Source organism: Vibrio gallaecicus (assembly GCF_024347495.1).
Taxonomy (GTDB): domain Bacteria; phylum Pseudomonadota; class Gammaproteobacteria; order Enterobacterales; family Vibrionaceae; genus Vibrio; species Vibrio gallaecicus.
The window spans coordinates 2,132,312-2,157,173 of record NZ_AP025490.1; the positions used below are offsets into that span (position 1 = coordinate 2,132,312).

17 protein-coding genes and 2 pseudogenes are annotated in these 24,862 nt (G+C 43.3%); 10 read left to right on the forward strand and 9 right to left on the reverse strand.

Features of this window, described 5'->3' with window-relative positions:
- Positions 1 to 117 precede the first annotated feature (117 nt).
- Entirely contained in the window at positions 118 to 957 is an 840-nt protein-coding gene (locus tag OCU78_RS09210) for a helix-turn-helix transcriptional regulator (RefSeq protein WP_137372864.1), read from the reverse strand.
- A gap of 378 nt (positions 958 to 1,335) precedes the next feature.
- Between OCU78_RS09210 and OCU78_RS09215 the strand changes: the two genes are divergently transcribed.
- The 5 genes from OCU78_RS09215 to OCU78_RS09235 all read left to right on the forward strand — a co-directional run bounded on the left by OCU78_RS09215 (position 1,336) and on the right by OCU78_RS09235 (position 9,231).
- Positions 1,336 to 3,240, forward strand: a complete 1,905-nt coding sequence (locus tag OCU78_RS09215; protein ID WP_137372863.1) for a PTS fructose transporter subunit IIABC — start codon at positions 1,336 to 1,338, stop codon at positions 3,238 to 3,240.
- 94 nt (positions 3,241 to 3,334) lie between these two features.
- Positions 3,335 to 4,552, forward strand: a complete 1,218-nt coding sequence (gene manA, locus OCU78_RS09220; RefSeq protein WP_137372862.1) for a mannose-6-phosphate isomerase, class I — start codon at positions 3,335 to 3,337, stop codon at positions 4,550 to 4,552.
- 270 nt (positions 4,553 to 4,822) lie between these two features.
- Positions 4,823 to 5,263: a PTS sugar transporter subunit IIA gene (locus OCU78_RS09225; protein ID WP_137372861.1), complete on the forward strand. Its 441-nt coding sequence runs from the start codon at positions 4,823 to 4,825 to the stop codon at positions 5,261 to 5,263.
- Positions 5,264 to 5,276: 13 nt separating this feature from the next.
- Positions 5,277 to 6,701: a fructose-specific PTS transporter subunit EIIC gene (locus tag OCU78_RS09230; RefSeq protein ID WP_137372860.1), complete on the forward strand. Its 1,425-nt coding sequence runs from the start codon at positions 5,277 to 5,279 to the stop codon at positions 6,699 to 6,701.
- A gap of 109 nt (positions 6,702 to 6,810) precedes the next feature.
- Positions 6,811 to 9,231 (forward strand): GH92 family glycosyl hydrolase, encoded by a 2,421-nt coding sequence (locus OCU78_RS09235; protein WP_137372859.1) that lies wholly within the window; start codon positions 6,811 to 6,813, stop codon positions 9,229 to 9,231.
- Between the two features lie 266 nt (positions 9,232 to 9,497).
- Here the strand turns inward: OCU78_RS09235 and OCU78_RS09240 are convergent, their stop codons facing one another.
- A complete protein-coding gene (locus OCU78_RS09240) occupies positions 9,498 to 10,466 on the reverse strand; it encodes a nucleoside hydrolase (RefSeq protein ID WP_137372858.1) in 969 nt (322 codons plus the stop codon).
- 351 nt (positions 10,467 to 10,817) lie between these two features.
- On the opposite strand from OCU78_RS09240, the gene OCU78_RS09245 reads away from it, so the two are divergent.
- The 3 genes and pseudogenes from OCU78_RS09245 (at position 10,818) to OCU78_RS09255 (ending at position 12,989) form a co-directional block, all read left to right on the forward strand.
- Positions 10,818 to 11,363, forward strand: a complete 546-nt coding sequence (locus tag OCU78_RS09245; protein WP_137372857.1) for a glutathione peroxidase — start codon at positions 10,818 to 10,820, stop codon at positions 11,361 to 11,363.
- Positions 11,360 to 11,826, forward strand: a pseudogene (locus OCU78_RS09250) (DUF3429 domain-containing protein). The gene OCU78_RS09245 and the pseudogene OCU78_RS09250 overlap by 4 nt, the downstream one beginning before the upstream one ends.
- A 401-nt stretch (positions 11,827 to 12,227) precedes the next feature.
- Positions 12,228 to 12,989, forward strand: a pseudogene (locus OCU78_RS09255) (IS5 family transposase).
- Positions 12,990 to 13,118: 129 nt separating this feature from the next.
- On the opposite strand, the gene OCU78_RS09260 reads toward OCU78_RS09255, so the two are convergent.
- Genes OCU78_RS09260 through OCU78_RS09270 form a run of 3 tightly spaced genes read right to left on the reverse strand, consistent with a single transcriptional unit; the run spans position 13,119 to position 18,017 of the window.
- Complete coding sequence (locus OCU78_RS09260) at positions 13,119 to 14,387, reverse strand: sigma-54-dependent transcriptional regulator (protein WP_137373283.1); 1,269 nt, start codon at positions 14,385 to 14,387, stop codon at positions 13,119 to 13,121.
- A complete protein-coding gene (locus OCU78_RS09265) occupies positions 14,377 to 16,731 on the reverse strand; it encodes an ATP-binding protein (protein ID WP_167494011.1) in 2,355 nt (784 codons plus the stop codon). Before OCU78_RS09265 ends, OCU78_RS09260 begins: the two co-directional genes overlap by 11 nt.
- Entirely contained in the window at positions 16,731 to 18,017 is a 1,287-nt protein-coding gene (locus OCU78_RS09270) for an ABC transporter substrate-binding protein (protein ID WP_167494010.1), read from the reverse strand. Before OCU78_RS09270 ends, OCU78_RS09265 begins: the two co-directional genes overlap by 1 nt.
- 286 nt (positions 18,018 to 18,303) lie before the next feature.
- On the opposite strand from OCU78_RS09270, the gene OCU78_RS09275 reads away from it, so the two are divergent.
- Both OCU78_RS09275 and pyk read left to right on the forward strand, forming a co-directional pair.
- Positions 18,304 to 19,680, forward strand: a complete 1,377-nt coding sequence (locus OCU78_RS09275) for an MFS transporter (protein WP_137372854.1) — start codon at positions 18,304 to 18,306, stop codon at positions 19,678 to 19,680.
- Positions 19,681 to 19,830: 150 nt separating this feature from the next.
- The gene (pyk, locus tag OCU78_RS09280) at positions 19,831 to 21,309 is read left to right on the forward strand and encodes a pyruvate kinase (protein ID WP_137372853.1); all 1,479 of its coding nucleotides are present in this window, start codon (positions 19,831 to 19,833) and stop codon (positions 21,307 to 21,309) included.
- Between the two features lie 483 nt (positions 21,310 to 21,792).
- Here the strand turns inward: pyk and OCU78_RS09285 are convergent, their stop codons facing one another.
- The 4 genes from OCU78_RS09285 to OCU78_RS09300 all read right to left on the reverse strand — a co-directional run bounded on the left by OCU78_RS09285 (position 21,793) and on the right by OCU78_RS09300 (position 24,808).
- Positions 21,793 to 22,605, reverse strand: coding sequence for a protein-tyrosine phosphatase family protein (locus tag OCU78_RS09285; protein ID WP_137372852.1), 813 nt, complete (start codon positions 22,603 to 22,605; stop codon positions 21,793 to 21,795).
- 318 nt (positions 22,606 to 22,923) lie between these two features.
- Positions 22,924 to 23,334, reverse strand: a complete 411-nt coding sequence (locus OCU78_RS09290) for a DUF2000 family protein (RefSeq protein WP_137372851.1) — start codon at positions 23,332 to 23,334, stop codon at positions 22,924 to 22,926.
- Between the two features lie 15 nt (positions 23,335 to 23,349).
- Positions 23,350 to 23,946 carry a LysE family translocator gene (locus tag OCU78_RS09295; protein ID WP_137372850.1) on the reverse strand — a complete coding sequence of 199 codons (597 nt, stop codon included), beginning with the start codon at positions 23,944 to 23,946 and terminating at the stop codon, positions 23,350 to 23,352.
- Between the two features lie 34 nt (positions 23,947 to 23,980).
- Positions 23,981 to 24,808 carry an AraC family transcriptional regulator gene (locus tag OCU78_RS09300; RefSeq protein WP_137372849.1) on the reverse strand — a complete coding sequence of 276 codons (828 nt, stop codon included), beginning with the start codon at positions 24,806 to 24,808 and terminating at the stop codon, positions 23,981 to 23,983.
- Positions 24,809 to 24,862 lie beyond the last annotated feature (54 nt).

Sequence of the window (24,862 nt, forward strand, 5' to 3'; positions counted from 1 at the left end):
TCAATAATCTACTAAATCAACAACCTAACCACTCGATAGCCTACTAACTTGATAGCCTACTCAAGCCGAACGGTCGGCTTACCTCAAAGCTCAGGTTTATGAAGTGGAACTGGCTCGCTAAATAGAACCTCTGTATTCAGTTGGTGTTCTTCCAGTTCGATTTTTAAATACTCGACAGAAGTAATTCACATCCTTAAAGCCACAACGTACTGCCACTTCATTAAGCTTGAAATTGTACTTCTTGAGCATGAACTTGGCGCGGTCAACTCGCACGCGGGTGATATATTCAGCCAGCGTCATATGACCTTGTTGGCGAAACATACGCGACAAATGGTTGGATGAAATACTAAAGCGCGAAGCAATGCTATCTCGAGTGATTTGACGGTGGAAGTTCTCTTGAATATAGATACAAATACCCTGATACACATCCTGCACCCGGCTATGAGATTTTTCGACGGGTGCTTCTAACATCGTCTTGCTGTATTGAAGTAAAGCTTGCAGCAATAACTCGTCCATAGGTTGCTTGTTGCTCTCTCTCGCTAATGAGCTGAGCGCCTCCAAAATGTTATCAATCGCGAACCCAGATCGAGTCTGAATACTGTGCTTTTGAATATCATAAAAGCTCTCCTCGCCTTTGCGCTTACTCACCAAACTTAAACCCAGCTGACGACGACCAAACAACATACTCAATACCGAGCAGTCCGTGTCCCAATTCGGTTTGTTCCAACAGTTAGGCGGAATAAAAATCGCGTCTCCAGCTTTGGCTATGACATTTGTGATTTTGCGGTCATGGCTTTCCATTTCATTGACATACTCTCCATCAAGCACCAGCTCTAAGCGCGGAAAATTCACCTGATAGCTACACGCTGATGGCGTATGAAAATCTCCAGCAAACCAGATGTTATGCAATGGCTCACGCTCATTTAACACTGAGGAAATTAAGTCATGAAATATCATTATTCGAACTCTTATGGGCAGCAATGAGGCTACGCCAATAGATATACCTGTAAGTGGAACATAGCGCTATTGAGCAAAATCACAATTTGAGATCTGTGTTACAAAAATCCAGTAATGGAAATAAATATCCAGCCATGAAACAGATATACCTCATTACATCTCAAACAAGCAACTACGCTACATCCCTTATATTTAAAAGCCTTAACACCCAGCAAACCTTGTCAATACAGGTCTAATAATGGTCGATCGCTCGATCAAAATCACACTCCACCAATCACGCAACAATCATCCAGTAAATGCGTTTTTTCTTCACTACAGAAGGCAAGTGATCAATTTCAAAATACCCCTAACAAAATAAAAACAAAGTAGGGGTTCATTATGATCACGACATTGATCAATCAAGATTTGATTAAGCTTTCGCTTAGCGCCACTTCAAAAGAAGAAGTTTTTAAAGAGCTGATAGATGTGCTTTACGCGCAAGGTAGAATTTCAGACAAAGCGCAATTTCTTGCCGATATTAAGGCAAGAGAAGAACAAGGTAATACAGGATTTGAAGAAGGTATTGCCCTGCCACACGCAAAAAGCAGCGCGGTTATCAAACCAGCCGTTGTTATCGGCGTTCACAAACAGGGTATCGAGTACGGCGCAGATGATGGTCAGCCATCAAAGCTGTTCTTTATGATTGCCTCTCCAGATGGTGGCGATAATCACCATATAGAAGTACTGGCAGAGCTATCTTCAAAACTGATTGAAGAAGGTTTTATCGAAAACTTCATGAATGCAGGCTCTGAACAAGAAGCTTTGGAACTACTGCTTAGAAAGCCTGAACCATCCGCAACCGAAACTAACGTTGAGAAGCAAGGCTTCATCATAGGTGTGACAGGCTGCCCAGCTGGCGTTGCACACACTTACTTAGCAGCCGAAGCACTAGAGAAAGGCGCTGCGGCTCTTGGCTACGATATTAAGGTCGAAACCAACGGTTCAATTGGTGTTAAAAACAGCCCGACTCAAGAAGAGATCGAACGTGCAGATGCGATTGTGGTGGCTTGTGACAAACAAGTCGACATGGCTCGCTTTGTCGGAAAACGCGTCATCAGCACCAACGTAAAAGCGCCAATCAAAGACGCACAAGGCTTAATTAAACAAGCACTCAGTGCGCCAAGCTACCAAGCAGAACAAACACCGAACAACCAATCTGTCGCAGAAAAAGCCTCACAAGCGCGTTCAGACCTTTACCGCTACTTGATGAATGGCGTATCTCACATGATCCCATTCGTGGTAACGGGCGGTCTTTTGATTGCGCTTGCACTGGCAATTGGCGGCCAGCCAAGTGAATCCGGCATGGCGATTCCAGCTGGCAGTATGTGGAACCAAATTCTAGAAGTGGGTGTGGTTGCCTTCACATTGATGATCCCAATTTTGGCTGGCTACATTGCTTACGCGATTGCCGACCGCCCTGCCCTAACCCCAGGTTTGATTGGCGGTTGGATTGCGAACAACGGCTCTTTCTACGGCGCAGATGCTGGTACGGGTTTCATTGGAGCGATCATCGCAGGTCTATTGGTAGGTTACTTCGTTAAATGGATCACCTCGTTTAACTACCACAAGTTCGTTCAACCGCTTGTGCCTATCATGATCGCTCCAATCACTGGGTCTCTATTCATCGCGGGTCTGTTCATCTTTGTGATTGGCGCACCTATCGCTGGGCTAATGGATGCTCTTACTGCACTGCTAACTAGCATGAGCACTGGCAACGTGGTTCTACTTGGCATCGTATTGGGTGGTATGGCCGGTTTTGATATGGGCGGTCCATTCAACAAGGTGGCGTTCCTATTCTCGGTCGGCATGATTGCCAGCGGTCAAACTCAATTCATGGGTGCGATGGCGTGTGCAATCCCTGTGGCTCCACTAGGCATGGCTATCGCAACCAGACTTGGCCGCAAGTTCGACCTATTCGAATCTTCTGAAATTGAAGCGGGTAAGGCTGCTGGAGCAATGGGCTTGGTGGGTATCTCTGAAGGTGCGATTCCTTTCGCCGCTCAAGACCCAATGTCGGTTATCCCTGCCAACGTGCTTGGTTCAATGACTGCAGCGGTTATGGCGTTCTCATTCGGCATCACCAACAGCGTTGCTCACGGTGGCCCCGTTGTGGCTCTACTAGGCGCAATGAATTACCCAATGCTGGCTCTTCTGTGCATGGCATCCGGTGCGGGTGTGACTGCTGTTACTTGTATCGCGCTTAAAAACCTACGCAAAGCCAAGCTAATGACAGCAGCGGCTTAAGTCATTTCAACTCCAATGGCTTGAGCCCCTCTACTCTCGTATTTTAAATAAATCGGGTAGAGCTCAAGCCATGTTTCCCTTCATGGTGATTTCGATGTCTGATTTTTCTTTAGCGAACGACTCGTTCGTACAACGCTTCTTTTACCCTATGACCAACGTAATTCAAAACTACGCCTGGGGTAGCCCTTCTTCGTTTAGCCAATTGTTTGGTATTGATAACCAGTCTGGTGAACCGCAAGCGGAAATATGGATGGGCGCTCACCCCAACGGTTGCTCGATGGTGACTAATAACGGGCAACAAACCACACTGTCGAGTCTAATCTCTCAAAACTTGAATCTGTTTCTTAGTGAAAAAGTGGCACGTCGATTTGGAGAACTTCCTTATCTGTTTAAGGTGCTAGCAGCAGAGAAAGCGCTGTCTGTGCAAGTTCATCCAAACAAGCAGCAAGCGGAATCTGGATATGCTCTGGAAGAGCAACAAGGTATTCCTATGACGGCGGGAAACCGTAATTACAAAGATGCCAATCACAAGCCAGAGCTGGTTTACGCATTAACCGACTACACGGCGATGAACGGCTTTAGAGCGATTAATGAGATCCTTGAGCATTTCCAATACCTCGACATTCCAGAGCTGCATTCAATGGTCAACGACTTAACGGGCGACCAAACTCCCAATGGGTTAGCAAGCTTCTTCGCGAGCTTGTTGTCTTTGGAGGGCGAGCAAAAAGGAATGTCACTTACCATGTTGCTTATGAAGGCTAAGCTTTCTGATGCACCCGTATTCCAGTTAATCTCAGAGTTGGAAGAGCAATATCCCGGTGATGTGGGTTTATTCGCCCCACTGCTACTCAACGTGATCACTCTAAAACCTGGGCAAGCTATGTATCTGGATGCTGAAACACCGCACGCCTACATAAAAGGCACCGGCTTAGAAATTATGGCGAACTCAGACAATGTGCTTCGCGCAGGGTTAACGCCTAAATATATGGACGTGAATGAGCTAGTCTCTTGTACTCGATTTAATGAAAAGCCTGCAGATAGGTTGCTACTAAGCCCGATTGAGCAAGGTGATGTAATGGAATACCAGATTCCAGTGGAGGACTTTAAGTTCTCTATTGTTCAAAACTCTCATCAAAGGAAAATCACCACAGAGGGTGCAGAGATCTTGCTACCGCTCGATGAATCTATGCTGCTCACTCACCCATGCGGCGAAACCTGCGTGATAGAAAAAGGTCAGTCAGTTTTCATTCCCGCTTATGCTGAGAGCTACAAACTGGATTGTATTGGACGTGTCGCACGCGCTTACAGTTAATTTTCGATAAACAGATCAAACACACTTACTTAACACTACTCATGCCCTGCTTTGCGGGGCATTTTTGTTTCTGCACACTCCAATTCCTAAGTTAAAAATCGTTATCAACGATGATGCACCATGACCAATATCACACTGTATAAATGATGCAAATCACACTTAATTTTGCTTGGTACAAATGTACAGTGAAGGGCTTTTATTTGCTATTTCGCGAATGCTGTTAATCCATTAATTTTAATTCAAGAACTTCAAAAGTGAATGAGTTAATAAATGATCACACAGCTAACTAACGTCAATTTAATTAATAACAACCTTCAAGCAAATAATAAGAAAGAACTGTTTGAAGAACTCGCAACAATGTTATTTAAAAATAACCGAATTGGTAATAAAGAAGCCTTTTTAACAGACATCGAAATTCGCGAATCTCAAAGTATTACTTCGATGGATGGCATCGCCTACCCACACTCGAAAAGCCAAGCGGTAACTGAGCCTGCAATAGCTGTTGGAGTAAAACGAGAAGGCATTGAATATGGCGATGAAGATGGCATTAACCCAACCGTGTTTTTTATGATTGCCTCACCAGACAACGGCGCTGACCATCATATTTATGTACTACAAGAATTATTTGGAAAATTCAGCGATGAGTTTATTCAAAATATCCATAACGCAAAAGATGAACATCAAATCCTTAATATTTTAATTAATTCATAAGGCGTAGAAAATTATGACCACCCTAACAAATCAAGCTACGAATAATAATGCTAATTCAAAAAATAAAAATAGCAGTAGCGATTATAAAAAAATACTCAGCACCATGAAAGGTCACCTGCTTTTTGGTACATCACACATGCTACCTTTCATTGTAGCCGGCGGTGTTCTTTTAGCTCTAGCGGTAATGGCATCAGGTAAAGGCGCGGTTCCTGCAGATGGCTTGCTGGCTGACATTTCTAATATCGGTATCAAAGGGCTTGTTCTTTTCCCAATCATTCTTGGTGGCTTTATTGGTTACTCAATTGCAGATAAACCAGCCCTTGCACCAGCGATGATTTCATCTGGCATTATGGCTGATATGGGCGGCGGCTTCCTTGGCTGTATCGTGGCTGGTTTTATCGCAGGTGGTGTGGTGTTCCAACTTAAGAAGATCCCACTTTCTTCAAACATGACGGCACTTGGTGCTTACTTCATCTACCCACTTTTAGGCACATTAATTTCTGCCGGTATCGTACTTTGGGGCATCGGTGAGCCAATCAAACTGTTCATGTCTTCTATGAACGAGTTCCTAGCTTCAATGGCTGGCGCTTCTAAGATGGTTTTAGGCACCATCCTTGGTGGTATGACTGCGTTTGATATGGGCGGTCCTATCAACAAAGTAGCAACACTATTTGCTCAAACTCAAGTAGACACACAACCATGGCTAATGGGCGGCGTAGGCATCGCGATTTGTACTCCACCTCTAGGTATGGCTCTGGCGACTTTCCTATTCAAAAACAAGTTCTCTAAACAAGAGCAAGAAGCAGGTAAAGCGGCAGCAATCATGGGTTCTATCGGTATCTCTGAGGGTGCTATCCCATTCGCCGCGAACGACCCAATGCGCGTACTTCCTTCAATCGTTGCCGGTGGTATCGTTGGCTGTGTGTTTGGCTTTATGACAGACGTTCTTCTGCACGCACCGTGGGGCGGTCTAATCACTGCACCAGTATCAAGCAACATTCCAATGTATGTAGTCGGTATTGCACTTGGCTCATTAACCACAGCGGTTATTGTTGGCTTCTGGAAACCTGTCGCGGTTGAAACCGAAGAAGATATGGCTGAAACACCAGTACAAGCTCAAGCGGTTCCTGCCGCTGGCGAAGGCGAGTACGACATCGTGGCAGTAACATGTTGCCCTTCAGGTGTTGCACACACCTTCATGGCAGCAAAAGCACTAGAGAAAGCAGGTTTAGCTGCAGGTCTTAAGGTTAAGGTAGAAACTCAAGGTCAAAACGGTATTCAAAACCGCATCACCGACCTAGATGTAGCTAACGCGAGACTGGTTATCTTGGCACACGATATTCAAGTGAAAGACGCACACCGCTTTGCTAACGCAAACGTAGTCGAGTGTTCAACTAAGCATGCAATGAAAAACGCCACGCAGATGATGTCGGCGTAAACCAATAAGCTCCACCCCTAGAGCCCTTCCCCCAAGGGCTCTATTTTCAAAATAACAATACAAACACGCTCTACTTGTATCCCTCAAAATTATAAATAATAGGTTTTGTATGAAACTCAAACGTTCTCTTCTCGCATGCGCGATTCTCAGTAGTTTTATCGGTCTAACTGGTTGCAATAGCAACGATGATTCAACAGCCACAATACCCGGTGATCCTCTAGTTGATCTTGCGGTGCTAAAATACGTAGATCCTATGATCGGCACTGCGGCATCTGGTCATACGTTCCCAGGAGCAACCGTACCTGCGGGTATGGTTCAACTGTCTCCAGACACTTTTATTGGTTCTAATACCGACCACGAATCTGGTCTTAATCCATGGCATTCAGCTTCTGGTTACTGGGATTCATCGAACTATGAAACGGGAGAGGTTATCTCCACTGACGTTTCACTCTACGGCTTCTCTCATACACACCTATCAGGTACAGGTGCCACAGATCTAGGCGATATATTGGTTTTGCCTTATTCGGATATGGCAAACAGCCAGTTGAACACCTTTGACAAAAGTAACGAAGAAGCCAGCGCTGGTTACTACAAAACAAAGCTAAATCAAGGTCAAATTGAAGTAGAACTCACGGCAACTAAGCGTGTCGGTTTACATAAATATATCTTCGAAGACGGTGCCGAACGTAATGTGAAGTTCGATTTGGGACACACATTAATGCACAACAACGGTCAATCATTAAAGAATAAAATCGAAGTGGTAGACGACTACACCATTCGTGGTCGAAAAACATCGACTGGCTGGTTCCAAGGCCAAGATCACCAAGGCCAAGACATATTTTTCTACGCCCAATTTAACCAACCTATCGCCAAAGCTATGTTAGGTGAACAAAATCAAGAACCGACACGAGAGATGCGCCAATCGTCTGTTTATTCAGGCGATGATCTCACCGCGTACCTCAATTTTGGTGCTGGTGACGAGTCCATAGAAATCCGGGTTGGTATATCTCCAGTGAGTTGGCAAGGTGCTCAGAAAAACCTAGAAGCAGAAGCTCCGAGTTTTGATCTTCCGAAGGTCAAAGAAAGTGCCGAATACGCATGGGCCGAAAAGCTGGCAAAAATCAAAGTAGAAGGCGGTACTGACGCCGAAAAAACCAATTTTTATACTGGCATGTACCACATGATGATTGCCCCAATAGAATTCTACGACGTAGATGGTCAATATGTTGATATGCTAGGTACCGTTCGCACCCTAAAAGAAGGTGATACACCGAACTACTCTATCTACTCGACATGGGATACGTTCCGCGCGGTGCATCCAATGTGGACGATCATCGATCCTGATCAAGCAACACTTTACGCGAAAGACTTGATTCGTAAATCTAACGATGAATTCGGTCTGCTGCCTAAATGGGAAGGTCACGGTTCTGAAACTGGCACAATGATTGGCTACCCATCTGCGGCAATTCTAGGTGACGCGGTGACTAAAGGGTTAATTGATGCAGAGCAGGCATATACTGCATCAGTAAAATCTGCTCACTACACTCCCCATGAGTATCCACAAATTCACGACGGTATCTTAAGTTCGCTTATGGCGGGGCAATTAAGCTATCACGAGAACGAGACATGTGTTCGCTACCCGAACTGGAACTCCATCTCCTATTCACTAGAGTTTTCATTCTACGATTGGACAATTGCTGAAATGGCGAAAGCCGCTGGTGATATGGATGCATATGAAGAGTTTAAAGCACGCTCGTATAACTCTCTGACACATTGGGATGCCAATGCTGGCGGAGCAGATGGCACAGGCTTCTTCGTACCAACGGAACTAAAAGAAGGCGACCCATGTGCATTGAAATACGCTTCAACTGACTTTGACCCATATAAATCAGACGCGTATTACTACACTGAAGGCAACGCATGGCAATGGCAATGGGCGTTCATGCAAGACTTAGACAAATTGACTGAAATAATGGGTGGTAGCGAAGGGTTAAACGACAAGTTGAACAACCTATTCAATGCTGACCCTAATGGTGGCGAAGCGCACCAAGACATGACAGGCTACATTGGTCAATACATTCACGGTAACGAACCATCGCATCACGTCATCTATTTGTACAACCGCACAGAGGAATCTTACAAGGCTCAAGAATACTTAGATCAAGTTTATGACCAGTTCTACAAACCAACACCTGACGGGATCATCGGTAACGAAGACGTAGGGCAAATGTCGGCTTGGTATTTGATGTCTGCATTAGGCTTCTATCAAATTTCACCAACGGATCCTACTTATAGTATCGGTCGTCCAATCTTCGATAAAGCCGTCGTCAATATTGGATCTGGGTCATTCACTGTCACCGCTGAAAACAACGGACCGGATAACCTATATATCAAAGAGGTAAGCATTAACGGCAAACCGCTAGATATGTATAACACTTTCCAGCACAGTGAATTTAAAGCAGGAGGCGAACTTCACTTCGTTATGACTGCAGATAAATCTCAAGCTATGCAAGCCAATCTCGGAAAATAACGCTTATCGGGGGCTTTATGCCCCCTTTTGTGCTCAATACACATCATAAAGCCAGCAAACGTTTGGACATAAATGAACTGGCGAATTCAGTAAATGAAATTACTTTTTAGTATGGAAAGGCACTTAGCTCGGTATTTTGTATTGATGGTGCAGATCAGTTTAAATTGAAGCCAATGAAGCTGACATTGCCTTTGAGCGTTTCTACGCATTGTGTCTAGAGGATGAGCCTGCCGCGCAATTCCCAACATGTACGACAGAACCAACTATTACTGCTGTGAGTAGTGTATTAATGTCTCTCTGTAGAGTGAGAGTAAAGTAGCGCTATCTACTTGAACACCAACCTGTTGTGCCGGAAATAAGCCCCATTCATCATTCATATAGTTACGTTGATCAGCTTTCTGAATAGTCATCCCTTCCGCAGGTCCATCTGTGACTACCCTGACAGGACCACTACGACTTGTAAAAAGAGATGGTTGGATAACATAAGCAATAGCTGATGGGTCATGAACATGACAGCCATCCATTCCTACTTTTTCAGAATAAAACTTTAAGTAGTAACGGCTAACATCCCAGATAAACTGCCCTACCTCTCCTGCATCATCTCGCAACTCATCAAGGTATTGACTGGTAAAAAAGCTCTCCTCCGTCACATCGAGCCCTATAATGACTACTGGCCATGATGCCGTAAACACCTTATCGGCAGCATGAGGGTCATCATGAATATTCGCTTCTGCAAATGGTGTCACGTTCCCTCTGTGGTCGTTTTCGCCGAACGCGCCCCCCATAACAACCACTTCTTTGACCAAGTCAACGATATCAGGAGCTGCTTCAAGTGCGAGTGCCAGATTAGTAAGAGGACCAACCGCCACAAGGGTAATCTCTCCTGGCTCAGCTCGAATACTGTCGATAATGAACTGATAAGCCGGCTTATCAATAGCTGTAACATCTAATGAACTTGGCGCTTTCACATCCCCAAATCCAGCCTCACCATGCACTACAACCGTGGCTCCAACGGGATCTCTTATCAGAGGCTTATCCGTTCCCTTAGCCACCAGCGTCTTCATTCCAAACTTCTGCTTTAGATAAAGGGCATTTTGAGTCCCGTTGTCTATCGTCGCATTACCATAAACAGTGGTGATCCCCATCAGCTCAATATCTGGATGCGCTTCTGCAAATAAGATTGCCATTGCATCATCGATGCCTGGATCTGTATCTAGGATGATTTTCTTTGTCATATCAGCCTCTAATTAAACAGTTGAAAAGAATAGACAATACCTAGAAAAAACACTGATAAACGTGACTTAAATCGCATGACGAGAGCATATTAACTTAAACACTCAAGGTGTGGATTGTTCGTATGAATATTGTACTACGACCATTGTTTCCTTATGTTCTGGAAAAATTAGTTAAATTTTAATTCCTTTAACTAATCATGAATAACTATAGATATGTAAAGTCCAAAGGCTCTTAGTGGCTCCCTACTTACTCACTGATGACTAATTCTTAAGCGATTACGGTCTTTAACGTGATCATTTCAAGTCGATCAACCGTAACAATAACTACGCCAACTAAAATGAGTCAGACCTATGAAATATTCGCTACTGTGCTCCACCACCCTAATCGCGAGCCTAACAAGTTCATTCGCCTTTTCAGCAAGCTGCCCTGAGATACTTAACGGCAAACAAAGGCTGTTAAATTCAAATGAAGAGATTGAACTGTGTGAAGAATTTCAAGGTAAAACTTTATTGATTGTCAATACGGCAAGTCAGTGCGGTTTCACTTCTCAGTTCGAGCAACTTGAGCAGCTTCACCAAACCTACAAAAAGAAAGGTTTCACGGTTGTTGGTTTTCCAAGTAATGACTTTCGCCAAGACAGAGGAAGCGAGGAGCAATCTGCTAAAGTCTGCTACCTAGATTATGGTGTAACCTTTCCGATGATGGCGCGTGCATCACTCTCTGGACCAGGCGCAAATCCAGTCTTTGCCGAGATCCAACAACAAGCTGGTATTAAACCGAAATGGAATTTCTACAAGTTCTTGGTCAGCAAAGAAGGCAAAGTGATAGCAACCTTCCCGAGTTCTACATCGCCAACCAGTACTACCCTCAAAAATGCAATAGAGCAGCAATTATGAGGTCAGGTTGCATGGAGACAACTCAAACACGCAACACCATGGTCAAGCTCGGTTACATGGGTTTAATCCCCTTTTATTCGGCCTATTGTTATCGCTCACCGACAGCCAACTCTTTAGCTTGAGCGGCGAAACGTTCTTCATCACCTATAGCGTGGTTATATTGAGCTTTTTGTCGGGTATCTTGTGGGGGAATGGAATAGAGAACTTCGGAAACCAATCTAGTAACAAGGCTCTAATTCTGAGTAATGTTATTGTGTTGGCAGCTTGGCTAGCGGCTCTGCTCGGTGAACAGCAAGAGTTTCTCACCACTCTGATTCTGCTCCTAGGCTACATTGCGGTTTGGCGAGCGGAAAGGTCAATGAGAGAAGAGAACCAAAGTGAAGGTCCCGACGGCTATTTTGACATGCGAACCAGATTAACCTCCAGCGTGGTATTAATGCACGGTATAGTGATGTTGACTTAAGCGAGTGACGCCTGCATCACGTATAAAAAAGGGGCAGGTCTTGAGTTTTGACACGCATTATTTTTTTGTGTCTCGAAACTAGCTCACTAACTGTAACGTATTAGAAACGTAACAAGGTTTTGGACATTTATGAGTTAGGTGTTGTTCAAAAATATAGATTTACGGATTACTTGCACTAATCAGGTCAGACTGCACAATCTAAGGACTAGCGCTATTGTGAATCCTGAGAAATGGCATTTAGAACGCTTTTATATAAAACTATGACTTTGGAGTTTACCTCTAGATCATGCCTTTATTGAGTTTCAAGAGCTAGGGCGTGTTGATCTTTCGTGATTGTTTTTTAAACAGCATAGTAAAGAGTTATAATTTGCTTTGCCAAAAGTAAAACCATAACCAATACCATACCAAGAACAATATTAACTGATATTCGATGGGAACTACTACTTCGACTTATGAAAAATACAGGTCGTATTTACGATAAAACTGAACATCGAATGACATTTGAAGGAATACTTTATCGAATGAGAACAGGTATTCCTTGGCGAGATCTGCCACCTGAGTTCGGAGAGTGGAGTACCGTTTACAGGTGATTTAATTTTTGGTCAAAAAAAGGGACTTTAGATAGGATTTTTATGGACTTATCTAGCATGGCTAACTTTGAGTAGCTCTTTCTGGATGGCTCTATAGTTCGAGCGTATCAGCATAGCACAGGTGCAGCTACTGAAATCTCAGAGCAAATAGGAAAAAGTCGTGGTGGTAATTCAACCAAAATTCATTTAACTGTGGATAGTGGTGGCCTGCCGATTTGCTTTGATTTATCAGAAGGTCAACGCCACGATATAGTGCATGTCGAAAGTTTAGTTGAGCAACTTGATGAAGTTAATACCATGGTTTGTGATAAAGGGTATGACAGCGAACCTTTTCGTGCTTTTGTTAAGGAACGTGGCGGAGAAACGGTAATTGCTAAACGCAATTACGGACAATATATAGACAAAGGCAGTATGGATTGGTGTCTATACAAGTATCGTCACTTGATCGAAAATGCCTTTGCGAGAATTAAGCATTATCTAGCCATTTCAAGTAGATATGACAAGATAGAAAGGATTTATACCAGCATGTTATCGCTGGTATTTATGTTAATGTGGCTACCGATGTATTGCTGAACATGAAATATATAGCAAAGATCAACACGCCCTAAAATGTCATCACCTATGCGTCACATTAGTTTTCATCACTAGTTAAATGACATAAAAAGTGCCTGATTCTAATGGTGCAGTTCTCAAACATTTCTATTATCTCGACTTGTAATTGCCTTTTTCTATTCCGTGCTTTTTCATTCTCAAGTACAGCTTTTTTCGGGGTATTTGCAGATGATTAGCGGCATCGGTAACTCGCCCAGAATGCAAAAACAGCGCATCTTCTATGAGTTGCTTTTCGAAATCGTCTACCAACTCTGCTAATGGAAGCTGAATATCATTTTGTGAGTAGATACGCTCTTTACCTGTCAGCTTAACAATCCCGATGGCATACAACTCAGCAATGTTTCGCAGTTCACGGATATTGCCTGGCCAAGGGTAACTTCTCAAAAGAGCGAGATAGTTAGAGTCTACATTTGGCAGTGCTTTACCTAGTTTCTTACAACTTAATTTCAAGAAATAATGAAATATCGCGACGATATCATCTGGCCGCTGGCGCAAAGGAGGCACGTGAACCACTCCCTGGTTAAGCAGATAGTATAATTCTGGCAACAATTGATTCTTAGTGATGTACTCTTCCGGCTCGGACTCAAAAATTGTCACTACACGCAGATTTTTTTTACCACAACGCTCACGCGCCAGCAGCAACTGAGCCAAATGCCGTTGCACCTCTTCAGGCAATTCTGGTAAGTTATCTAACACAAGCACACTCGGCTCCTGCTTGTTAGTCGCATCATCAATACACTTCATTGTCGTGGTGTTGCTGAGCGCAAGAGTGATATATCCTATCTCTTCGTTCTTCGTCATCATATCTTTGATGATCCCAGCGACACTGTGACGCCCTGTACCTGACTCGCCATAAACTACCAAGTGCGTGTCCAACAAAGCGTATTGCGCGACATATTTTCGGATCTGCTCCATATGCGCGGAGTTACCAATTAGTGAACGTGAAATGGACTTCTCTGCCTGACGCTGGAACTCTACCTGACCAGTGCGAGTTTCAAGCTGGTGCTTAACCAATGTTAATAAATCCGCAGGATTAATCGGCTTCTCTAAAAACTCACACGCACCTTGCTTCACAGCATCCACAGCTATCGGAATATCGCCGTGCCCAGTAATCACAATAACGGGTATTCGCTCATCAACATTTTTAATCAGTTTCAGCAGTTCTAAACCATGCATCTGTGGCATATACATGTCTAGAATCACAACGCCCACCCACTCAGGAGAGACGTATTGCAACGCTTGTGTTGGGTCGTTAATGGCCTTCGACTTTATCGATGAGATGTTCATTAGGTAAGAATATGAATCCAAAACATCTTGATCATCATCGACTAATAATACTGAATACTGGTTATTGATCATTAGGTAACTCCAACACAACCATCGCACCTTTTTCTAGTGAGGAAGCAAGGTAGATATTTCCTTTATGCTTTTCTATTAATGATTTACAAATATTCATTCCTAGCCCTAACCCAACCTCTTTTGTCGAAACAAAAGGCTGAAAAATCCGTGGCACAATCTCTTCTCCGAAACCAACAGCATTGTCACTGATCGCAACCAGTGTGGTTTGCTTACTCCGGTCCACCAATTCCATTTTAATTCGTTTTTTATCTTCTCTTGTGCTTTCCATTAGCGCATCGCAGCCATTTACTAAGACATTTATGAAAATCTGTTCTAACGCCAACATATCGCCTTGAACTTTCACGTCATCAGGTAGCCTATTTTCTATCGTGATCTGTTGACGTTTTGCACGCGTATTCACGATGGTCGACGCTTGCTCCGCGACTTCATGAATAGATACAGGCTTTGCTTCACTCTCACCGACTGGCTTCCGTGCGAACTGGCGCAAACTGTTGATAATCTTGGTCATCCGAGTCGTTAAGCCCTCGATATGTGTGATCGACTCGCTGACCTTATCTGGGTTGTCTTGTTGAACAAACATTCTCGCGCTGTACAAATACGTCGACATCGCATTTAGTGGCTGGTTAAGTTCATGCGCTAAGCTCGTCATGGTTTGGCCTACAACCGCCATTTTTGCAGCTTGAATGAGTTCATCTTGTGTTTTTTTAAGATTGTCTTCAGTTCGAATTCGCTCTTCGATTTCGTTTTCTAGCTGCTGGTTCTTCAGCAATAGGTCTTGCGTTTTTTCTAACACTCGACTTTCCAATGTTCGCGTAGCAACTTCTTGATGAGTCACATCAGTGATAGTCATGATAAGTTTGTATTCGGCTCCGTGGGCAAAAGGGCGAATATCGAAACGTACGTATTTAGGCTGATCTCCTCCAAGTGACAAGGTCACATGAACTTTTCCAAGTTCAATCCACAAGTGCGAGCGAGCGAATACCTTTTTTAGCTGTTCTCGGCAGCTTTCTGGGAAATATTCCCAAATCGAGCAACTTTCGTTTACTTCACGAAGTTTCAATAACTTACGCGCACTTAAGTTTGCAGACTCCACTACTCCGTTGAGGTCGCTTGTGATCAAACTCGCCGTGGTATTGTTGATTAAACTCAAGGCATTAGTACGCTGAATTTCCTGTACCTTTTCACCATATTCGATGAGCTTTTCACTCAAGCGTCCGATTTCATCATTCCCGTCCACCACAACTGGATGATTTAGGTCATTTTTGATGATGGCATCAATACTGTCACCCAGTCCTATCAAACGCGCCACAATTCGGCGGTTGATAAAGTAATACGTCAAGAACATACTTGTCATGATCGAGATGCTGAAGCAAACGAGCAAAACGTGATTACCATATGACACACGCTCGGCAGTCTCCGTTTTTACTTGTTTGAACGTGTGGTCGGCGGTAAGAACCAATTCTGCGATTTGATGATGGATGGCATCCATACTTAGTGCAATCTGGTCTTGCATCTTTTTGATGCCACCGTTTAATTTCACCAGTGACATAAGTTGTTTTTCGAACTCACCATCAGGACTCAACACCACTACGAGTTCTTGCAGCAACTGTTTGTAAGCTATTGAGGTTGGTTGGTTCATTAACATTGTGCTGCTTTCTTGAAGATCCAACAGGCGAAAGTAAATCACTTTCATACCATTATCGACCTGCTCTGACATTGAGGCTCCTGAAACGTCAATGGCCATGTCATACACAGCCGATTCAACGTCAATAACCTTTTGTAATGTACTCAGTTTAGCCAACAAACTTTGAATATCTTTTGAATCGTTTGCCCGCTCAATCTGCCAATGCACTTCTTGGCGAAGAGGTTTGAGCTCGGAGCGAATATCTTGGTGGAGCCAGTTAATTTGTTCCATCAGTTGATCGACACGCCGATTTTGATCAATTCGTGTGGAAATCAGATCGACATATTTTGCCAGTAACGAGGTAAGTCCTGCTTCCGATTCAAGCAACTGATAGAACTCCGAATTCATTCTATTGCTTTTTAGAACCGTTGAAATTGAAGCTAGCTCCTCATTCACCTGTATAGCTTGTTCATTCAGCTGTACTTTGTTATCAACGACTTGAAGCGCTGCAACGCGTCGGTTTATTTCACTCGTTTTGCTTTCGAGGAAATAGCTGGCGTTGTATTTGGGCACGCTATCTTCCAGCAAAGTCCTCACCTGATTGTCTAAACTGTTCCAAGTAGCCCAAGCAACCACACACACCACCGTGAGTAAAAGCGTACTGCAAGCGAAAGCTACAACTAAACGAGCCCCAATGGTTTTATATTTCGGGTATAACACTACTTCCCTTGCCCCCGACAGTGAGCCAATTGTTGATTTACGTTGTCCAACTTTTCCGACATCGCGCGCCCCAATTCATGAGAAAACTCCGCCAACAAGGCTTGGTAGTGCGTCATTCCAACTTCGGAGTCTTTATCCATTGTCGCCAAATTTTGGGCAATGGTAGTTATTTTCTCTTCGCTCAGTGGTAGTTCAAACAACTGCTTCTCGATCGTCTTGAGTGAGCACTGTTGTTCAGGACTATCTCCAACCAGCAGATTGAGTTTAATGAGGGTGAGCCAAGCGTCTTGTAATTCTGGAAGACGCTTAGTAATCGCGGTATCAAAAATCAAATTGATCAGTGCTTCTCTCGGCATTACCTGTTTTAGGTCGAGCACTGGGTTATCACCACTGTATCGAGCCGTATCATAGAGGGCCGTTTTTGAAATTGCGCTGCTTTCCATTTGCTCTTGAACTTCTTTTGAAAGTAAATGCGCAACAAAGGCTTCTGCCAACTTGTCGCTCTCACCACGATTTATTTGAGCAATGTAAGTGGGCATTAGCGTAAAGTCTTGATCATAAGCAAAACCGACATAGTCAAATTTACGCTGGGCAATCAATGCATAGCTGTCAATTGTTGGTCCAATACCTAACTTGCCTTTGACTATATAATCCGCAACCCCGAAGCTGCGAGATGAAATCGTCGCCAAATTCGCTCCTACGTTGAGTAATATACGCCAGCCCTCTTTCCAACCATATCGACTAAGTACACTCTCAACCATCAGCTGAGTTGTTCCTGAACGACTTGGTGTACTCATGGTGACATGTCCAAAGTACAGAGGGTTTGTCAGATCTTGAAACCACTTCGGTTCTGGCAAATGGTTTGCGGCTAAATAATCTTTGTTCCAAACAATCCCAGCCCCGGAGTACCCAAACGCAACAACTTGCTCTTTATTCGGCAATAAATAGGCAGATAACCATTTCGGAACTTGCACGTTAGATGGCATATCAACTAATCGATGCTCGTTAGAAAGCTCTTTCATCAAAAATGGAGATGAGCTCAATACCAAGTCGATATCCTTCATATAGCTTTTGCTTAGCAGTTGCAGACTCGATTGAGTACGACGGTGCACTATTCTGACTTCCGCATCAGGATAATGCTGCGTAAAGTCATCCACCAAAGCAATTATTGGAGCTTGAGAAAAAGTAGTGAGTATTACCAGCTCTTTATCTGCTGCGATTGTGAGTGGTGTATAAAGAGCAGCACTCAGAAGTAAACGACGCCCTAATTGCTTTAAATCAGCCATCAGATTAACCAAAAACCTTAAATAATGTGCGGTAACTCAAATCTATTAAAGATCGTTAAAAATCTTACAGAGTATGTTTGAGTCAGTATTGACGCACTTCAACCTAAACTACGTATATTCTATCAGTAACAAGTAGCAGCCTACCGTTCTAAATTCCCGTTTTTGACTCAGCCTAAATATCAATATGAGTCAATTCTGCCTCAAATTCATACCTTTGTACTGTGCAATCTGTCACTTCAAGATGCCCCTGCAACAAAACATTTGTAATTAAAACTTGGAGTGCAACATGTTTAATTTCTTTAAATCACGTCCTGACCTCCCTCTTTCAGATGGCTCGAAAGAGGAGATGCAGGCGCGTTTCAAACGCTACCAATGGCAGGTATTTTTAGGCTTGGTTTTTGGTTACGCAGTCTTCTACGTAGTACGTATGAGTTTAGGCGTTGTTAAAAAACCAATGCTGGATGCAGGCATCGTAACCATCGAAGAACTCGGCATCATGGGTTCGGCTTTTTTCTTCACTTACGCAATTGGTAAGTTCTCGAACGGCTTCCTTTCTGACTACGCCAACATTGGCCGATTTATGTCGTTCTCATTGCTACTGTCAGGCATCACGGCAGTATTCATGGGTTTAAATACAACGGCCCTCTTCTTCATTCTACTGTGGGGTTTGAACGGTTGGTTCCAATCTGTTGGTTCAGCTCCTTCTTGTGTGTCCCTGTTCCAATGGTTCTCACCAAAGCAACGTGGTAGTCGATATTCTGTCTGGGGTGGTTCACGTAACATCGGTGAAGGTATTACTTGGATCTTAACGGCATCTCTAGTGAGCTACTTTGGCTGGCGCGCTGGTTTTATCGGTGCAGGTATCGCAGCGATTGCCGCAGCACTATGTATGTTCTTCATCCTAAAAGATCGCCCACAAACTTATGGTTTGCCAGATGCCGCTACGGCGTTTGATGAAGCGACTGAGATGAAGAAAAAGAACGACCCGAAAGAAACTCGTCGCGCTCAAATGTTCATCATGAAGCAACCGACTGTTTGGTTAATTGCTGCAGCGTGCGCGGCGATGTATATCTCTCGCTACGCTATGTCTTCTTGGGCTGTTCTTTATCTTCAAGAAGTAAAAGGTTACTCGTTACTCGATGCTGGTTTTGCAATGTCCACCTACCCTATTGCAGGTCTCGCAGGTGCAATACTATCGGGCATTGTCTCTGACAAGCTGTTCAACTCTAACCGCCACATTCCTACTCTACTTTACGGATTGGCAAACATTGGCGGTATGTGTTTGATGTTCTTCGGCCCAGACCACCGCATTGTTGACGCTGTTGCACTAGGTTTGATTGGTTTCGCTATTGGTGGTCTGGTTGTTTTCCTTGCTGGTTTAACTGCATGTGACTTAATGCCTAAAAATGCCGTAGGTGCAGTTAAAGGCTTTATCGGACTGTTCTCTTACATCGCAGCTTCTGGTCAAGAGTTAGTATCAGCTTCTCTTATCAAAATCACTGAGGTTGATGGCGTAGCCAAATACGACTTCTCGCAAGCACAATACTTCTGGCTAGCCGCTGGTGTAGTTTCTCTTCTTCTTGCTTTGACGGTTTGGAATGCGAAGAAAGTGGTTGATATCAACCCAGCTAAAGAAACAGAACTAGAGGTTCGCCCTAGTTAGTAATTCATCACAAAAGCGGGAGGCAACTCCCGCTTACTTCACTATTTTCTGACGCTCTCCATTTTCTTAAGTTCTTTTGCAAAGAGTGCTTACGAAATTGATAGACCCCTTATTTCTATTTTCTTTTTTATGTGTCGATTGAGGTGATAAATGTGTAAAACCAAAATTGTGGCCACGCTAGGTCCAGCAAGTGAAAGCCGTGAAACACTGACTAAATTAATTCGAGCAGGCGCTAACATAGTCAGGCTAAATTTTTCACATGGAACAGCGCAAGAGCACATCGCACGTGCACACTTGGTTCGTGAAATCGCGGCTGAACTTGACACTTATGTTGGTGTACTTGTTGATTTACAAGGTCCTAAGATTCGTATTTCTTGTTTCGAAAATGATGCAGTTCAACTCAATCAAGGCGACACATTCACGCTGAGCGGAACACTCGATGCACACGTAGGTAACCAAGAGATAATTGGCCTTGATTATCCAGAGCTCATTCAAGATGTAAATAAAGACGATATTCTGCTGCTGGATGATGGCCGCATTCAGCTGAAAATTAACCAAGTGGATACTAACGAGCAATGGATAAAAACTACGGTATTGAATAGCGGTAAATTATCTAACCGTAAAGGCATCAACTTATTAGGTGGCGGTCTTTCTGCACCGGCCCTTACCGCTAAGGACGTTCAAGACATTGAAACCGCAGCGAAAATCCGTGCCGACTTCCTTGCTATTTCTTTCCCTCGTAATGCACAAGATATCGAATACGCTCGTAGCTTAGCGCGTAAAGCAGGTTGCGATGCCAAGATCGTCGCAAAAGTGGAACGTGCAGAAGTCGTGGCAACCAAAGAAGCCATGGATGACGTGATTATCGCATCAGATATCATAATGGTTGCTCGCGGCGATTTAGGCGTAGAGATTGGTGACGCGCGATTACCTATGGTTCAAAAATCACTAATAAACCGCTCTAAGTATTGGGGTAAACCAGTGATCACCGCAACACAAATGTTGGAATCAATGATCGATAACCCACTTCCTACTCGAGCAGAAGTGTTAGACGTGGCAAATGCGATTATTGATGGTACAGACGCCGTGATGCTCTCAGCCGAATCCGCGGCGGGTAAATACCCTATCGAAGCAGTCGAAGCTATGGTTCGTATCGCAGAAGGCGCAGAACACGAACTCGAATGTAACCATGACTGCTGGGATACCCTTCAACATTTATGTTCTAACCCAGGTAAAAGCTTTGCGCTTTCATCGATGATTTCAGCTTCTCGCGCTCATCAAGATCTTGGCGTTGCGATTCTAACCAAACAGGGAAAAACTCCGCTGTTAATGTCTCGCTGTCAGAGTAAGGCTAAGATTTGGGCTCTTAGCGATAATCCAGCGTTGCTTGCACAAATGACAATCTTACGAGGGGTTGAACCCTTGTACTTCAAAGCGGAAGGAGCCAAAGTCGAACTCGCATCGCAGGTAGTAGAATGCTTAAACCAGAAAGCTCAAGAAGCTCAAATCTCATCAATATTAATGACTCAGTTAGATTCTATAGAAGGCATGGGAGAAGTTAACGCCTGTCGCTTACTAAGCTTGAATATGACTTCTCAAATCAAGCCTGCCAAAGAAATCGCAGCCTAGGTCGACCTCCCCCCTTATTCAAGTTCTGACTTGAATTTATCGCCCATAACTTGCTCCACAGGGATTTGGCCTGCCACATGGCAGGTCCTTTTTATTTCGCACTATCTGTCTAACCTTTACATACTCGTTAGGCAAGGAACTTAAGTTAATAAAAGTACGGTCATTAGTTGCTATTGTAGAGCGATTGTTATCTCCAAAAGCGCGCTAATGTTGAAGAATAAGCATTCCACCTAGGTTTGTGGGGGCATCTCGATTGTCCGTTCCTTATGCATAGAGCCAGGTTTTCTCCTCTTGGACGAACTCACTTTGGGGCACTTTCGAGCTAGAAAGTGCCACGGGTAAAAATTCAACCTGAGAAATTATCGGACAAAAGTTTGTCAGCGAATTTCCTAAATTATAAATTTATTAATAAAGACAGGTATGGAAAATCGTTAACTTTATGTCCAGCATCAAAGGCGTAGACCATTCGACATATAGTGCAGGCTACTCAACACCAAAGTCCTTATTTTTAGTTTCAAGACCAATTTGCACAAGTGTCTCCATCTGAATAGTAGTTTGTATCATGTAGTCGTTGCGTGACACTCTCAAATCTTTGGTGATTGAAGCCAAACTTAGCTTAGGGTGTTTACGCATTGCCATTGCAGCAATTGTTAGCCCAGTTCTTCCAACACCAGCTCGACAGTGTACTATCGGTAGTAGTTTATCTGGGTCATCGACCGCACGACTCTTGCGCTTAGTATAAAAACTTCTCCTTTCCAGCAATACCGACTCAATCATGATAATCAGCTTTTCTGTATTCGCTGGGGTGATTGTGTGGTGATCTGGCCAATTATGAACGTGTATCACTGGTACTGTTAAGTTTGTTTGATAACCATCTATATCGAGGTTGTAAGTTTTAGCTTCAATCGAATCGGTAAGATCCACTTTACCAGTTAAAGTTGAAGTCGCCGTTATAGCCCCATAGATACCTGAAACAGAAAAGTAGTCAGGCATTTGATCCTCTACAACATCTTTATTACTTGCTAGCACCACTAATACTGGGGTTCTATTATCTACCAATAACTGTAAATGTGCTTCCAACTGGTGATGGTAAGGGTACTGCGTTGCAATAGCGATATTCTCACCATTGACCTTAATATAGTTGGCATTTAAGTCTCTACGAATACTAGTTTTTAGACTGTGGGGGATATTAAATCGGTCCCTCCTTGAGTCAAACCGAATGCGTCTAGCAGATCCTTTGATCCCCATCAGTAGCTCGGCGGTATCAGAACTACTTCCAGAAATACGACCTCTCATACTCTTCTTCTCCCTGTAGTTAAATCTTTTTTGTGTACGGATACATAGTACTTGTTAGGCGCTAAATTGTCGTATTTCAAATTTTAATAACTAAGGGATTTTATGGTTGACCAATTAAAAATCAATTATTTCGGATAAAATTGAGTATGGCAAACGCCCATGAACAGGATGTAATGAGTAAAAGGTCTAGCCAACAATGGGGCAGATCTGCGTTACGATGATCTAACCCATCAGCACGAATCTGGACAAAAATGAGCCAGACTTTTCTCTGGCTCGTTATCCTAGGTTTGTGTTATTACAGATATAATCACTTCAACCCTAATCGTGAAGCTTCGCACCTTTGACCACTTTATCCACTAATTTTTTCTCTGCATACATAGCAATCCCGACTAAGGGTAAGCTTTCCGTACCATAGTAACGAACGGTTCTTCGATTAGCTTCATCATGACCTGTTGCGAACATATCTTCGATGAATATTGCAGTTTCAATGTTTGCACGATTAGCGCGTTGGATAAAAGTAGGCAGTTTACTTCTCTTCACTTTAAGTACTATTGTTGGCTGAATACAAAGTGGTAGGTAGGTGTTGTCACTCCCATCCACATATCGTTCTCCAGTCTTAACCGCTGATGTCGAAGTGATGCCACCAGATAAAAAACTTACAACATTCAATTTCTGCCATACTGGTAAATCCTCTGCCACAACAATGACAAACTTAGAATCAAATCGCATATAACCTCTTATTAATCAGAACACTAAATCAATGACAGGCGGTACACCCATCTTTAAGCCAACAAACAGTAATAACACTGCCATTAGCTTATTCATTACAACTAAATAGTCAGTTTCGTTTATCTTTTTGCCAATAAGACGTCCAGCAATGTAATAAACAGTAGGTGCACCAAACGCAAGTAGTGCCAAAATAGCGCACCATACAAAGATGTACCCGCCCGTAATACCTGCTGATGGAAATTGAACTGTTGCAATAGGCAATGCAACCGTAATGCCTTTCGGATTAAGAAGCTGAAGCATCAAACCGTCTCGAAGATTCATGCTTTGGCTTGGCTTTAATTCAACCTTACCCACTTGGCTTAAGAATATTTTGTATGCCAACCAAAGAATGTAGATAGCACCCAGTATTGCTGTCCATTGTAAGACAGCATAATTCATTAATGTTTCACCAATCAGCGAAACAGCACTGAATAATGCAAACATGGCGATCGAGACACCGAGACTAAAACCAAATATCGAATTTTGTTTCTGTATGCCACTGTTTAAGCAGATAGCATTGACTGGCCCTGGGGTGTACATGACCCCTAGAGCATAAATAATTATGTCCAGCATAGATTTTATCTTTTGGTAGATGCTTTAGTTGAGTCTAAAGCGAGAGTTGTCTTTGGTATTGGGTCGGCGTGATGCCAAACGTATTCTTAAAGTTACGATTAAGATGACTTAAATCGGAAAAACCGTACTTAAAAGCAATATTCGCTGCATTGTCACCTAGTTCTAATTCGCGTTTTACACGATTGATTTTATAGCTAAGTACATACTGATGTGGCGTCATGCCAAACTGTTTGTTAAACAGTCGAATGAAATGATATTTAGACATATTGGCAGCGCTTGAAATCTCTTCAATACCTAGTTTTCGATTAAGGTTGAAGTGAATAAACTCCTTTGCTTGCTCCAATAGTTTATCTGTTCGCCCATAAGCTACCTTATCAATAAAAGAGCCATCGCCAAGACGAACAATCGAATGAGCGATGCCGAGTAACAGATGCTCTTCTTCTAGTGAAGAAAGTGGCTGCTCTAAGTTCATAAAGCGTGCAATTGAAATGATCTGTTTTTGCAAAACCGCATCATGGAAAGATGATACTTTCAATAGAGACTGATCTTTAGATACATTACCTATGCTTTGCATCAAACTCATCATTGTCGATTCAGGTATGTAGACCATTTCATACTCCATATCTTTTCCACCTCCAGCATGCCCATCATGAACCTGTTCTGGATTAAAAAAGATCACGTTTCCTGCCTGACTTTTATGAAAAGTTCCATTACTAAAAAAGTCCTGACGGCCACGGCATGTCACACCGATACTGAACTCTTCATGGGCATGTTTACCGTAGCTAAAGTCTTTGATCTTTGCCGAAAATGAACACAATCCTTTAGTGTGCGCACTTTTTTGATAGCTAAATTGTTCTTGCATGCTTACAGACTCAACCTATTTAGTGGAAACATAATGAAAGTATAGAGAGCAAGT